Annotated in this window: 10 protein-coding genes; 5 read left to right on the top strand and 5 right to left on the bottom strand. The window is 69.4% G+C overall.

Features of this window, described 5'->3' with window-relative positions; all coding sequences use genetic code 11:
- Positions 1-90: 90 nt before the first annotated feature.
- Positions 91-372: a DUF4031 domain-containing protein gene (locus T9R20_RS08925; RefSeq protein ID WP_322408953.1), complete on the top strand. Its 282-nt coding sequence runs from the start codon at positions 91-93 to the stop codon at positions 370-372.
- On the opposite strand, the gene T9R20_RS08920 is transcribed toward T9R20_RS08925, so the two are convergent.
- Positions 366-2,765 carry an Rne/Rng family ribonuclease gene (locus T9R20_RS08920; RefSeq protein ID WP_322408952.1) on the bottom strand — a complete coding sequence of 800 codons (2,400 nt, stop codon included), beginning with the start codon at positions 2,763-2,765 and terminating at the stop codon, positions 366-368. The genes T9R20_RS08925 and T9R20_RS08920 overlap by 7 nt on opposite strands.
- A gap of 295 nt (positions 2,766-3,060) precedes the next feature.
- Between T9R20_RS08920 and T9R20_RS08915 the strand changes: the two genes are divergently transcribed.
- Positions 3,061-3,663 (top strand): vitamin K epoxide reductase family protein, encoded by a 603-nt coding sequence (locus tag T9R20_RS08915; RefSeq protein WP_322408950.1) that lies wholly within the window; start codon positions 3,061-3,063, stop codon positions 3,661-3,663.
- Here the strand turns inward: T9R20_RS08915 and ndk are convergent, their stop codons facing one another.
- From ndk to ileS, 4 genes are read right to left on the bottom strand one after another with little or no spacing between them, the layout of a single operon-like run.
- Complete coding sequence (gene ndk, locus T9R20_RS08910) at positions 3,664-4,077, bottom strand: nucleoside-diphosphate kinase (protein WP_322408948.1); 414 nt, start codon at positions 4,075-4,077, stop codon at positions 3,664-3,666.
- A gap of 1 nt (position 4,078) precedes the next feature.
- On the bottom strand, positions 4,079-4,519 hold the full coding sequence (locus T9R20_RS08905) for a DUF4233 domain-containing protein (RefSeq protein ID WP_322408946.1): 441 nt from the start codon (positions 4,517-4,519) through the stop codon (positions 4,079-4,081).
- The gene (locus T9R20_RS08900; protein WP_322408945.1) at positions 4,495-5,847 is read right to left on the bottom strand and encodes a folylpolyglutamate synthase/dihydrofolate synthase family protein; all 1,353 of its coding nucleotides are present in this window, start codon (positions 5,845-5,847) and stop codon (positions 4,495-4,497) included. Before T9R20_RS08900 ends, T9R20_RS08905 begins: the two co-directional genes overlap by 25 nt.
- On the bottom strand, positions 5,847-9,209 hold the full coding sequence (gene ileS / locus T9R20_RS08895) for an isoleucine--tRNA ligase (RefSeq protein ID WP_322408944.1): 3,363 nt from the start codon (positions 9,207-9,209) through the stop codon (positions 5,847-5,849). Before ileS ends, T9R20_RS08900 begins: the two co-directional genes overlap by 1 nt.
- A 279-nt stretch (positions 9,210-9,488) precedes the next feature.
- On the opposite strand from ileS, the gene T9R20_RS08890 reads away from it, so the two are divergent.
- From T9R20_RS08890 to valS, 3 genes are all read left to right on the top strand, one after another.
- Positions 9,489-9,965 carry an MFS transporter gene (locus T9R20_RS08890; protein ID WP_322408943.1) on the top strand — a complete coding sequence of 159 codons (477 nt, stop codon included), beginning with the start codon at positions 9,489-9,491 and terminating at the stop codon, positions 9,963-9,965.
- A gap of 60 nt (positions 9,966-10,025) precedes the next feature.
- Complete coding sequence (locus T9R20_RS08885; protein ID WP_322408941.1) at positions 10,026-10,835, top strand: MFS transporter; 810 nt, start codon at positions 10,026-10,028, stop codon at positions 10,833-10,835.
- Positions 10,836-10,930: 95 nt separating this feature from the next.
- The gene (gene valS, locus T9R20_RS08880) at positions 10,931-13,501 is read left to right on the top strand and encodes a valine--tRNA ligase (RefSeq protein WP_322408940.1); all 2,571 of its coding nucleotides are present in this window, start codon (positions 10,931-10,933) and stop codon (positions 13,499-13,501) included.

Below are 13,501 nucleotides of genomic sequence, written 5' to 3'. Positions count from 1 at the left end.
TCGACGCACCAAAGGAATACACTACCGGATGCCGGGACCTCAGGCAAAAGCTCGCGCCCGCGCGTCCGGTCTCGCCCGTAGGATCAGCGGATGGCGATCCTGATCGACGAGCCCCGCTGGCCCGCTCACGGGCGGCTGTGGTCGCATCTGATCAGCGACAGCGACCTCGACGAACTGCATGCCTTCGCCGCAGCGGCCGGAATCCCGCGTCGGGGGTTCGACGTGGATCACTACGACGTGCCCGAAGACGCCTACGACCGGCTGGTGCGGGCAGGTGCCCGCCCGGTCGACGGCCACGCGCTCGTGCGCGCACTGCTGGCCTCGGGGTTGCGCGTCACCGCGCGAGAGCGGCGGGAGCGCCGCTCTCACTGAGGCGGATCGACCGGGGCGTGCCGGACGGGGGTCCCGGTCAGCGCGGCGGTGGTGACCCGCCGACGCGCGCGACCCTGGCCCGGCGCCTTGGGCTCGGGAAGAGCATCCAGAACCGAGTCGAGCAGCAGCTCCGCCTCGGACTTCGGACCCTTGCCCGATTCCGGGCGCTTCTTCCGGGGCTTCTTGGCCCGCTCCCGCTCCCCCGCCCGATCCACGCTGTCCTCGACGATGGCCTCGGCGACCGCTTCGACCACCGCCGCCGGGATCTCGGGACGCTCCTCCTCGGCCTGCGGCTGGATGGTGGACGCGGCGATCTGTGCGAGAGCCGACTTGACGCCCTCGGTGATCACGTGGGTACCCTGCGAACCGCCGTTGGCCGATGAGCCGTTGCGCGGCCGGCGGCCGCCCGAGCCGCCTGCGGGCGCTCGGTGCTTGGAGACCGGATCGTGGTGGACGATGACACCGCGGCCCGCGCAGACCTCGCACGGCTCGCTGAAGGTCTCGAGCAGCCCGAGTCCGAGCTTCTTGCGCGTCATCTGGACGAGGCCGAGCGAGGTGACCTCGGCGACCTGATGCTTGGTGCGATCGCGACTGAGACACTCGACCATCCGTCGCAGCACGAGGTCGCGGTTGGATTCGAGGACCATGTCGATGAAGTCGACGACGATGATCCCGCCGATGTCGCGCAGACGCAGCTGACGGACGATCTCCTCGGCTGCCTCGAGGTTGTTCTTCGTGACGGTCTCCTCGAGGTTGCCGCCCGAGCCGACGAACTTGCCCGTGTTGACGTCGATGACCGTCATCGCCTCGGTGCGGTCGATCACGAGCGAGCCGCCGGACGGGAGCCACACCTTGCGGTCGAGCGCCTTCTCGATCTGCTCGGTGATGCGGAACTCGTCGAACGGGTCGGCGTCGCTCTCATAGCGAGTGACGCGCTCCAACAGATCGGGCGCGACGCTCTGCAGGTACGACGTGATCGTCTGGAACGCGTCGTCCCCCTGGATCAGCATCTTCGAGAAGTCCTCGTTGAAGACGTCTCGGACGATCTTCACGAGCAGGTCGGGCTCGGCGTGCAGCAGTGCCGGGGCCGGAATCGACTCGACCTGGCGGCTGATGTGCTCCCACTGACTGGTGAGGCGCTGCACATCGTGCGTCAGCTGGTCTTCGGTGGCGCCCTCGGCAGCCGTCCGGACGATCACTCCCGACGACTCCGGCAGCACCTCCTTCAGGATCCGCTTGAGCCGGGCGCGCTCGGTGTCGGGGAGCTTCCGTGAGATCCCGTTCATCGCGCCGCCGGGCACGTACACGAGGTAGCGTCCGGGAAGGCTGATCTGGCTGGTCAGACGCGCGCCCTTGTGCCCGACCGGATCCTTCGTGACCTGGACGAGAACCTTGTCGCCCGACTTCAGCGCCAGCTCGATCCGACGCGGCTGGTTGCCGGTCTCAACGGCGTCCCAATCGACCTCGCCGGAGTAGAGCACGGCGTTGCGCCCGCGCCCGATGTCGACGAAGGCGGCCTCCATGCTGGGGAGCACGTTCTGCACGCGCCCCAGGTAGACGTTGCCGATCAGAGACGCGTCCTGGTGGCGGGCCACGTAGTGCTCGACGAGGACATCGTCCTCGAGGACCGCGATCTGGATCCGGCCGAACTTCGACCGCACGATCATGACCCGGTCGACGGACTCTCGGCGTGCGAGGAACTCGGCCTCGGTCACCACCGCCCGTCGTCGCCCGGCCTCCCGGCCATCGCGGCGGCGCTGCTTCTTGGCCTCCAGCCGCGTCGATCCCTTGATGCGCTGGGGTTCGGTGACGAGTTCGACCGCACGCTGACGCGGGTGCTCGTCCCGTTCCCGGCCCTGGTCTCCGTCGTCGTCTCGGCCGTCGGACCCACCTCGGCGCCGCCGACGCTTCGACGACGTCGTGGTCGGTGCGCTCTGCTCGGGCCGGGCGGGGCGCGACGGGAGAGCCGGCAGCGGCGGCAGATCCGGGGCGTAGAAGTGCAGGGTGGTCGAGACCGACGACACGAACACCTCGGGGAGCAGGCCGAGACTCACCGCGGTGGGCGGACCCTGCGGCGACTGGTCCGCATCCGTCGCAGCCGACGCGTCGCCCGCTTCCCCGTCTTCGGCGCTGTCCGTCTCTACGGCGCTGTCCGTCTCCGCAGCGCTGTCCGTCTCTGCGGCGCTTGCCGTCTGCCCGGCCGCGACCGTCTCCGCAGACTCCCCGCCTTCCCCTGCCGGGTCGGATGCGTCGGTCTCCGGCGCGGGAGCGCCCTCCTCGTAGACCGCGATCGACTCGATCAGAGCCTGCGTCTCACCGTCGGCTGCATCGGGGGTCGCGTTGGCCGGAGCGTCTGCGGAGGCTTCGATCTGCTGTTCGTTCTCATCGGCCATCACTGGCTTACTCCTTGCGGGGCGACACCGCGCGTCGTCCGGCGAAATCTCTGGCGGCGCCGCACCTGCGGTGCCGCGAACTCACTACGGTCTGCAGCCGGCCCGCGGCTCGGGCTGCGAGGGCGGTCATCGCCCGAAGTCTTCGTGATGCGGTGAGGCGGCGCGGCCGCCACGCATCACCGGCCATTATCGCACACGGCGCCGATCGGGTGCGGGTGGCCCGGCGTCGGGGATCGGCGGGGCTGCACGCCGCGCCTGCGGCGGGCACCCAGGATGCCGGTGACAGAATCGAGCAATGTTCGCTGCGTCTCCGCGCACCCAGCCCCGTGCCCTGGCGATCTGGCTCCTCGTCGCCGGTGTCGTCGGCTGGTGGGCGGCCTTCTCCCTCACGATGGAGCGATTCCATCTGCTGGAGAATCCCGGATCGACCGCATCCTGCGATTTCAGCCCGCTCGTGCAGTGCGGCAAGAACCTCGAATCCGCCCAGGGGGCGGTGTTCGGGTTCCCCAACCCCATCCTGGGGCTCGCGGGATGGATCGCACCGATCGTGGTGGGGGCGGCCATCCTCTCCGGTGCGCGCTTCGGCCGATGGTTCTGGCTTCTGTTCGAGCTGGGGATGACGCTGGCCTTCGTCTTCGTGGTCTGGCTCATCGCCCAGAGCATCTTCGTGCTCGGCACCCTCTGCCCCTGGTGCATGGTGACGTGGGTCGTGGCGATCCCGTCGTTCTACGCCGTGACCCTCCACGTGATCCGCACCGGAATGCTGCCGGCTCCGCGGGCGCTCCGCCGCTCGGCGGATCGGCTCATGGGCTGGGTTCCGCTCCTGGCAGTGGTCAGCTACGCGGTCGTGGCGATCCTCGCCCAGATCCGGCTGGACGTCCTCGGCTCGGTCTTCTGATCAGAACCAGATCGCCAGCTCCCGCGCGGCCGACTCGGGACTGTCCGAACCGTGCACGAGGTTCTGCTGCACCTTCAGGCCCCAGTCCCGCCCATAGTCGCCGCGGATGGTCCCGGGTGCCGCCGTGGTCGGATCGGTGGCACCCGCGAGGGAACGGAATCCCTCGATGACACGGTTCCCGGCGACACGGATGGCCACCGACGGCCCCGACATCATGAACTCCAGAAGCGGTTCGTAGAACGGCTTGCCCGCGTGCTCCGCGTAGTGCGCCTCGAGACGCTCACGGTCGGGCTCGACCAGGCGGATGTCGACCAGGGCGTAGCCCTTCGCCTCGATGCGGGCGAGGATCGCGCCCGTCAGTCCCCGGGCGACGCCATCGGGTTTCACCAGGACGAGGGTCTCTTGCGTGGCCATGTCAGTCAGTCTCCGTTCCGTTCCCGAGCTCCGCCGCCCGGCGCGCGTTGCGTGCATCGAGGGAGGCACCCTTGATGGTGGCATACCCCCACATCCCACCGAAAATGAGGGCGACGAATAGCAGCGCCGGAACGAGGATGGCCCCGAGCGCGACGACGACCTGCAGCATCCATCCGACGACGACCGCCCAGCGGTGGCGCAGGAGCCCCGCGGTGACGATCATCAGGAGCGCGACGACGGTTCCTGCGACGATCCCCCACCACGCCGGGATCGGCTCGGGAAGGGCGCGGAGCCCATAGACGACCAGCCCGCCGAGGAAGGCGATGAGCGACTCGAACCCGAGCACGATCGACCCGAGCGACTCCTCCGCGCCCCGTTGCCGCCGGGGACGACGTGGTCGATCTGCGGCCGCCGCGGTCACGACCGCCACCCCTCGCGCCATCCCTCGTCCTCGGCGAGGGTGAGCGCCTCTCCCGCCAGGACGACCGAGCCGGTGATCACCACGGCCCGACGCGCGGATGCCGCCGCCCACTCCCTCGCAGCGTCGGCGGCGTCCTGCAGGTCGCGGTGAACCGTGACACGCCGACCGGCGGCCTCGACCATGTCGGCCAGCGCATCGGCATCGCGCGCGCGTTCGGAGTCCGGCACCGTGGCGAACACCGGGCCCTCGACCGTCGCGAGGGCCTCGAGGATGCCCACGGCATCCTTGTCGTCCAGCACGCCGAGCACGACACCCCACTCGTCGAAATCGAAGAATGCCCCGAGGGCGGCCACGAGCGCGCGGGCGCCGTGGGGGTTGTGCGCCGCATCGACGACCACGGTGGGATCGGCGCCGACGACCTGCACCCGGCCGGGGGATGTCGCAGAACCGAGACCCTCGGCGACGACGTCGGAATCGAGTCCGCGGTCGCCGGGTGCGAGGAGCGACTCGACGGCGGCGACGGCGAGGGTGGCGTTCTCGGCCTGGTGGGCGCCGTAGAGCGGCAGATAGACGTCGGTGTACCGCGCGTGCAGGCCCCGGATGGTGACGAGCTGCCCGCCGACGGCGAGCCGGGCGTCTTCCAGAGCGAAGTCCTCCTGCTCGACGGCGAGGGTCGCGCCCTGCCGCGCGGCGGCCTGCCGCAGCACGGCCGCCGCGGACGGCTGCTGGCGGGCGGACACCGCGGCCGCGCCCGGCTTGATGATGCCCGACTTCACCGTCGCGATCTCGGTGATGGTCTCGCCCAGGCGATCGGCGTGGTCGAGGTCGATCGGAGCGAAGACGGCGACATCTCCGTCGGCGGTGTTCGTCGCATCCCACGATCCGCCCATCCCGACCTCGAGCACGAGGACGTCGATCGGCGCGTCGGCGAAAGCGACGAAGGCGAGCACCGTCAGCAGCTCGAAGAAGGTCAGCGAAGCGTCACCGGCGGCCGCGAGCTCGGCGTCGACGAGATCGACGATCGGTGCGATCTCGTCCCACGCATCGGCGACCGCGGCATCGTCGACGGGCTGTCCGTCGATCATGATCCGTTCAGTGAAACGGGTCAGGTGCGGGCTGGTGAACAGGCCGGTCCGCAGGCCGTGAGCGCGCACGAGGCTCTCGATGATGCGGCTGGTCGAGGTCTTGCCGTTCGTGCCGGTGACGTGGATGACGCGGTAGGTGCGCTGCGGATCGTCCAGCAGTTCGAGCACCCGTCTGGTGCGCTCCACGCGCGGCTGCACCCACTGCTCCCCCTGGCGGGTCAGAAGCGCCTCGTAGACGCGGTCGGCGCGTTCGCGGTGCCCCATCATGCCTCCCGTCGTGACACGGCGACTTCGAACGCGCCGCGGTTGGCGAACGTCCCCGCCTCGAATCGGGCGGTGTGCTCCGGCTCGGAATCGGCGGGCCTCGAGCCCCGCGGCCCGTACAGGCCGTGGGCGATTGCGAGCGTCTCGGTGGCGACACCCGCGGTCTCGAAGGCCGACTCGACGGCGACACGGTCGTCGGCCTCGTCGAAGCTCAGCCAGAGTTCGATGCGGTCGCTGACCTCGAACCCGGCGGCCTTGCGCGTGTCCTGCACCGCGCGGATGACGTCGCGGGCGAGCCCCTCCGCCTCCAGCTCGGGGGTCGTGGCGGTGTCGAGCAGCACGAACCCGCCCCCGGTGAGCAGCGCGATCGCAGTGCCCTCGGCCGCTCCTCCCGCCTCGAGCGCGAGGTCGTACTCGCCGGGCTCGAGGGCGATGCCGTCGACGACCACGCCGCCGTCGTGCTCCTCCCACACGCCGGCCTTGGCGCCGGCGATGACGTGCTGAACCTGCTTGCCCAGGCGCGGCCCCGCGGCCCGGGCGTTCACGGTGAGTCGCTTGCTGATGCCGTAGCGCTCCGCGACGGAGTCGTCGAGCTCGACCGTGGTCACGGCCTTCACGTTCAGCTCATCGCGGACGATCCCCTCGAAGCGGGCGAGGCCCGCCGCGTCGTGCGTGACGACGGTCAGGCTCGGCAGCGGGAGACGCACGCGCAGTCCGTGCTTCTTGCGGAGGGCGTTGGCCACCGAGGACACCTCCCGCACGGCGTCCATGGCGTCTCTGATCTCGTCGGCGGCGGGGAACGCTGCGGCGTCCGGCCAGTCCTGGAGGTGGACGCTCCGCCCGCCCGTGAGCCCCTGCCACACCCGCTCGGAGACGAGCGGGATCAGCGGCGCGGCGACCCGGGTGAGGGTCTCGAGCACCGTGTACAGGGTGTCGAACGCCTCGGTCGTGCGCGGGTCGTCCGGCGACACCCCCGCCCAGAAGCGGTCGCGTGAACGTCGGATGTACCAGTTGGTCAGCACCTCGGCGAAGTCTCGGAGCTTCGCCGCCGCCGAGGTCGAATCCAGGCCCTCCAGGTCGGCGGTCACCCCCCGGACGAGATCGCCGGTGCGGGCGAGGATGTAGCGGTCGAGCACGTCCTGGGCGTCGGTTCGCCAGCTCGCCTCGTACCCGTCCGATGCGTTGGCGTAAGTCGCGAAGAAGTACCACGCGTTCCACAGCGGCAGCAGGAACTCCCGCACCCCCGCCCGGATCCCCTCCTCGGTCACGACGAGGTTGCCTCCGCGCAGCACCGGGCTCGCCATCAGGAACCAGCGCATAGCATCGGATCCGTCGCGGTCGAAGACCTCGCGGACGTCGGGATAGTTGCGCAGCGACTTCGACATCTTCTGACCGTCGTTGCCCAGGACGATCCCGTGCGCCGACACGGCCTTGAACGCCGGACGTCCGAAGAGCGCGGTGGAGAGCACGTGCATGACGTAGAACCACCCGCGGGTCTGCCCGATGTACTCCACGATGAAGTCGGCCGGTGCGTGCGCGTCGAACCACTCCTGGTTCTCGAAGGGGTAATGCACCTGGGCGAACGGCATCGAGCCGGAGTCGAACCAGACGTCCAGCACGTCCTCGATCCGACGCATGGTGCTGCGCCCGGTCGGGTCATCCGGATTCGGACGGGTCAGTTCATCGATGTACGGCCGGTGCAGGTCGACCTCGCCATCGGGGTTGCGCGGCAGGCGCCCGAAGTCGCGCTCGAGATCGGCGAGGGAGCCGTACACGTCGACACGCGGGTGGTCGGGGTCGTCGCTCTTCCACACCGGGATGGGTGAACCCCAGAAGCGGTTGCGGCTGATCGACCAGTCGCGCGCACCCTCGAGCCATTTGCCGAACTGTCCGTGCTTGACGTTGTCGGGAACCCACGTGATCTCCTCGTTCCCGGCGAGCAGCTGCTCCTTCACCTCGGTCACGCGCACGAACCAGCTCGACACGGCCTTGTAGATCAGGGGGTTCCGGCATCGCCAGCAGTGGGGATAGGAGTGCTCGTAGCTGGCCTCGCGGAGGAGGCGTCCGGCGTCGCGCAGCAGGCGGATGAGGGGCCGGTTGGCCTCCATCCACAGCTGCCCGGCGACATCCGTCACCTGCGGCAGGAAGCGACCGCCGTCATCGAGGGAGAGGATCGTCGGGATGCCGACGCCGTCGGCGACCCGCTGGTCGTCCTCGCCGTAGGCGGGTGCCTGGTGGACGATGCCGGTGCCGTCGCTGGTGGTGACGTAGTCGTCGACGAGGACCTGCCACGCGTTGTGGGTTCCCCAGGTCTCGGCGTCGGCGTAGTAGTCGAAGAGGCGGTCGTAGGCGACACCCTCGAGCTCGGATCCCGTGATGCGGGCGTCGACCGCGGCACGGGCCTCATCGGCCGACTCGTATCCCAGGTCCTTGGCGTACCCGCCGAGCAGATCCTCGGCGAGGAGGTAGCGGTGCGCGCTCGCCTCCACGGCATCGTCCGGTGTGCCGTCGGGTGCGGTGTGCACATCCGCCGCACCGTGGGGACCCGCGGGCAGCACGACGTAGCGGATGTCCGGGCCCACGGCCAGCGCGAGGTTCGTCGGCAGCGTCCAGGGCGTCGTCGTCCAGGCCAGGGCGCGCACGCCCGTCAGCCCGAGCGCCTCGGCCTTGGCTCCCACGAGGGGGAAGGTGACGGTGACGGACGGGTCCTGACGCATCTGGTAGACGTCGTCGTCCATCCGCAGCTCGTGGCTCGACAGCGGCGTCTCGTCGCGCCAGCAGTACGGCAGCACTCGGTATCCCTCGTACGCGAGCCCCCTGTCGTAAAGCGTGCGGAAAGCCCAGAGGACCGATTCCATGTAGGTGGTGTCGAGGGTCTTGTAGCCGCGTTCGAAGTCGACCCACCGCGCCTGGCGAGTGACGTAGTCCTGCCATTCCCGGGTGTAGGCGAGCACCGACTGCCGGGCGCGGTCGTTGAAGACGTCGATGCCCATCGCCTCGATGTCGGTCTTCTCGGTGATGCCGAGCTGCTTCATCGCCTCGAGCTCGGCGGGCAGGCCGTGCGTGTCCCAGCCGAAGACGCGGTCGACCTTCTTTCCGCGCATCGTCTGGAAGCGAGGGAAGAGGTCCTTCGCGTATCCGGTCAGCAGGTGCCCGTAGTGCGGGAGTCCGTTGGCGAACGGCGGGCCGTCGTAGAACACCCATTCCTCGGCGCCGTCGCGCTGGGCGACCGAGGTGCGGAAGGTGTCGTCCTCGCGCCAGAAGGCCAGGACCTCGTTCTCGATGTCGGGGAACCGCGGGCTCGGAACGATCGCAGCGGGGCCGAAGGAGGCGCCGGCGGAGGTGGGCTTCGGGTAGGTCATGTCGTCTCGCAGTCGTCGCTCGTTCCGGACGCCGGGACGACTCCTCTGGAGCCGCGGTACCACCCTGCTTGCGGGTCTCCCCGCCCCTCTCACAGCGGCTGTGACGGGCCTGCCCCGCTCGGTTCTACTGGTCCCCGGAGGGGATGTTCTTCCGAGTGCTCCCCGGTGATGGCCGGATCAATGCGTGTGCCTCGATCATATCGCCCCCATCCGTTCGCGGCCGCGGGGAATGCGCGGGTGGTGTCGGGGGTTTCTGGACTCGTGCCAGAATCATCCCCCGTGTCTTCCGTCTCCGTTACGTCCCCGTCCGCCCCCGACCGCTCCCCCACCCCCCGCGTCGCCTGGGCGTCGATGGTCGGCACCTCGTTGGAGTCTTTCGACTTCTACCTCTTCGCCTACTTCTCGGCGTTCTTCGTCGGTCCGCTCTTCTTCGAACCCCTCGGTGCGGTCGGCGGCACGGCGCTGTCGTTCCTCACCATCGCGGTGGCCTTCGTCGTCCGCCCGGTCGGAGCGGTGATCTTCGGCTACCTCGGCGACCGACTCGGACGGCGTACGACGCTGCTGTGGACGGTCGGCATCATGGGTGTCGCGACCGGCCTGATCGGGCTCCTCCCCACCTATGCCCAGGCCGGATGGCTCGGGGCGGTGCTGCTCGTCACTCTCCGCATCGCACAGGGGCTGTCGCTCGGCGGCGAGTGGGGCGGGTCGATCCTCATCGCCACGGAGCACTCCTCGCCGGTCAAGCGCGCCTTCTAGGCCGCGATCCCCCAGCTGGGCTCCCCGGTCGGCTCGATCCTGTCGGCCGCGGTCTTCATCGTGCTCACCCTCGTCCTTCCCGCCGAGGAGCTCGCGGCGTGGGGCTGGCGCATCCCGTTCCTCCTCGCCCTCCCGCTTCTTCTGGTGTCGCTGTATCTGCGCTGGTCGATCACCGAGACCCCGGTCTTCGAGGGGCTCGTCGCCGAGGGCCGCCGCGACCGGACACCCGTGGTGTCGATGCTGCGCCAGCGTCCGGGGGCTCTGGTGATCGCGATCGGCGCCGCTCTCCTGGGCATCGGGTCCTACTCGCTGATGAACACCTACACGATCAACTACGGCACGGCCGAACTCGGATTCAGCTATCAGGACCTGCTGGTGGCGACCACCGTCGGCGGTCTGCTGCAGCTGATCACCATCCCGCTCTTCGGCGTCTGGGCCACCCGCATCGGGTCGGCGCGCGTCGTGGCCGCCGGCGCACTCGGCACGCTTCTCATCACCTTCCCGATGTACTACCTGCTGCAGTTCTCTTCGTTCCCGATCCTCGTGGCGACGATGATCGTGGGCGGCATCCTCCCGACCATGTCGTGGGCGGCGCTCGGGGGACTCATGAACGATCTGTTCCCGGATCGCTTCCGCTATTCGGCGCTGTCGTTCTCGTACGCCCTCGCCGCGACGATCAGCGGCTTCGTGCCTTACCTGACCCTGTCGCTCGGTCAGACGACCGCGTTCGCGTGGTGGCACCCCGGCGTCGTCCTCGCCGTGATGTCCGCGGTGACCCTCGTCTCGGCGGTGACGGCCAACGCGGTGATCCGTCGTCGACCCGACGCCGAGACCGAGGCGACCCCCGAGCTCGTCGCGTCCGCGCGCTAGCGTCGCCGAGAGGCCGTGGGTCCGCCCGGTAGAATCGGGCGGACCCACACTCAGGCACGCTCACACAGTGCCGCACATAGCGCCGAGGAGACACCATGGCCACCATTCCCGACAAGCCCGCGCTCGAGGGGCTGGAGAAGATCTGGGACGAACGGTGGACCGCCGACGGCACCTACGCCTTCGACCGCCTGCGCGCCGCCGAGGTGGGGCGCGAGGGCATCTACAGCGTCGACACTCCCCCTCCGACGGCCTCGGGGAGTCTGCACATCGGCCACGTCTTCAGCTACACCCACACCGATGTGAAGGTCCGCTTCGAGCGGATGCGCGGGAAGGTCGTCTTCTACCCCATGGGATGGGACGACAACGGTCTGCCCACGGAGCGACGGGTGCAGAACTATTACGGGGTGCGGTGCGATCCGAGCCTTCCCTACGATCCGGATTTCACCCCGCCCTACGAGGGCGGCGACAACAAGTCGTCGCGGGCGGCCGATCAGATCCCGATCAGCAGGCGCAACTTCATCGAGCTCTGCGAGAAGCTCACCGTCGAAGACGAAAAGCACTTCGAGGCGCTGTGGCGGAGCCTCGGCCTCAGCGTCGACTGGAATCAGACCTATCGCACGATCTCCGACGAGACGATGCGCACCAGCCAGCTGGCGTTCCTCCGCAATGTCGAGCGCGGCGAGGCCTATCAGGCCCTCGCCCCGACCCTCTGGGACATCGACTTCCGCTCGGCGATCGCGCAGGCCGAGCTCGAGGACCGTGAGCAACCGGCGGCCTACCATCGGGTGGCCTTTCACCGCACGGACGGCCACGGCGACATCCACATCGAGACCACGCGCCCCGAGCTCCTCCCGGCCTGCGTCGCGCTCGTGGCGCATCCCGACGACGAGCGCTACCGCGACGTGTTCGGCACGACCGTGCGCACGCCGCTGTTCGACGTCGAGGTGCCCGTCCTCGCCCACCCGCTCGCCCAGCCCGACAAGGGATCGGGCATCGCCATGATCTGCACGTTCGGCGATGTGACGGACATCATCTGGTGGCGCGAGCTCGACCTCCCCAACCGTACGATCCTGGGTAAGGACGGCCGCGTCCTCGCCGACGTCCCCGATGTCGTCACCTCGGACGCCGGCGTGTCCGCCTACGCCGAGCTGGCGGGGAAGACCGTCTTCAGCGCCAAGAAGCGCATCGTCGAACTCCTGCAGGAATCGGGAGAGCTGATCGGCGAGCCCAAACCGTTCACGCACCCGGTGAAGTTCTACGAGAAGGGCGACCGCCCGCTCGAGATCGTCTCGACGCGGCAGTGGTACGTCCGCAACGGCGCGCGGGATGCGGCGCTGCGGGATCAGCTCATCTCGCTCGGACGAGAGCTCAGCTGGCATCCCGATTTCATGCGCGTGCGGTACGAGAACTGGACCAACGGCCTCACCGGCGACTGGCTGGTCTCGCGCCAGCGCTTCTTCGGCGTGCCGATCCCCGTCTGGTACGGACTGGATGCCGACGGCGAGCGCGACTACGACCGTGTGATCCTGCCCGAGGTCTCGCAGCTTCCGGTGGACCCCACCATCGACGTGCCCGCGGGCTTCACCGCCGACCAGCGCGGCGTCCCCGGCGGGTTCGAGGGTGAGCAGGACATCTTCGACACGTGGGCCACGTCGTCGCTGACCCCCCAGCTCGCCGGTGGGTGGGAGCGCGACCCGGAGCTGTGGAACCTCGTCTCGCCCTTCGATCTGCGCCCGCAGGGTCAGGACATCATCCGCACCTGGCTCTTCTCCACGATGCTGCGCAGCGCCCTGGAGGACGGCCGGTCACCGTGGCGCACCGCGGCGATCTCGGGCTTCATCGTCGACCCCGACCGCAAGAAGATGTCCAAGTCCAAGGGCAACGTCGTCACCCCCGCCGACATCCTCGCCCAGCACGGGTCCGATGCCGTGCGCTACTGGGCGGCCTCCAGCCGCCTGGGAACCGATGCCGCGTTCGACCCGCAGAATCCGACGCAGATCAAGATCGGTCGTCGCCTCGCCATCAAGATCCTGAACGCGGCGAAATTCGTGCTGTCCTTCCCCGTTCCCGACGGCGCCGAGATCATCCACCCCCTGGATGCGAGCATGCTCGCCGGCCTCGACCGGGTCGTCGCCGACGCGACGGCGGCGTGGGAGGACTACGACCACGCGCGCGCGCTGGAGATCACCGAGTCGTTCTTCTGGACCTTCTGCGATGACTACCTCGAGCTGGTGAAGGAGCGCGCGTACGACCGGTCCACCGCCGGCGGCGCATCGGCGGCGCTTGCTCTGCGCCAGGCCCTGGACATCCTGCTGCGCCTCTTCGCCCCCGTGCTCTCGTTCGCCGCCGAGGAAGCGTGGTCGTGGTTCCACGACGGCTCCGTCCACACCGCCGCGTGGCCCGAGGTCCGGGGGATCGACGGCGACCCGGCGGTGCTCTCGGCCGTGAGTCGCGCGCTCATCGGCATCCGGCGCGGCAAGACCGAGGCGAAGGTCTCGCAGAAGACCCCGGTGGCCGAACTCACCATCCAGAGCCCGTCCGAGACCGCAGCGCTCCTTCGACGGGCCGAGGACGATCTGAAGGCCGTCGGTCGCATCTCCGAGATCCGCTACGTCGACGGTGCCGAGACGGCCGTCACCGACATCCGCTTCGCCGAGGAGGCCTGA

Origin of the sequence: Microbacterium invictum, assembly GCF_034421375.1 — a bacterium.
Classification (GTDB): Bacteria; Actinomycetota; Actinomycetes; order Actinomycetales; family Microbacteriaceae; genus Microbacterium; species Microbacterium invictum_A.
Note: the sequence above shows the minus strand (reverse complement) of the source record. Positions and strands in the feature narration are given on the sequence as shown.

Bases quoted from the DNA above. Each gene is read 5' to 3' on its own strand.
- T9R20_RS08925 (WP_322408953.1), top strand. From the start codon at position 91: ATGGCGATCCTGATCGACGAGCCCCGCTGGCCCGCTCACGGGCGGCTG.
- T9R20_RS08920 (WP_322408952.1), bottom strand. From the start codon at position 2,765: ATGGCCGATGAGAACGAACAGCAGATCGAAGCCTCCGCAGACGCTCCG.
- T9R20_RS08915 (WP_322408950.1), top strand. From the start codon at position 3,061: ATGTTCGCTGCGTCTCCGCGCACCCAGCCCCGTGCCCTGGCGATCTGG.
- ndk (WP_322408948.1), bottom strand. From the start codon at position 4,077: ATGGCCACGCAAGAGACCCTCGTCCTGGTGAAACCCGATGGCGTCGCC.
- T9R20_RS08905 (WP_322408946.1), bottom strand. From the start codon at position 4,519: ATGGCGCGAGGGGTGGCGGTCGTGACCGCGGCGGCCGCAGATCGACCA.
- T9R20_RS08900 (WP_322408945.1), bottom strand. From the start codon at position 5,847: ATGGGGCACCGCGAACGCGCCGACCGCGTCTACGAGGCGCTTCTGACC.
- ileS (WP_322408944.1), bottom strand. From the start codon at position 9,209: ATGACCTACCCGAAGCCCACCTCCGCCGGCGCCTCCTTCGGCCCCGCT.
- valS (WP_322408940.1), top strand. From the start codon at position 10,931: ATGGCCACCATTCCCGACAAGCCCGCGCTCGAGGGGCTGGAGAAGATC.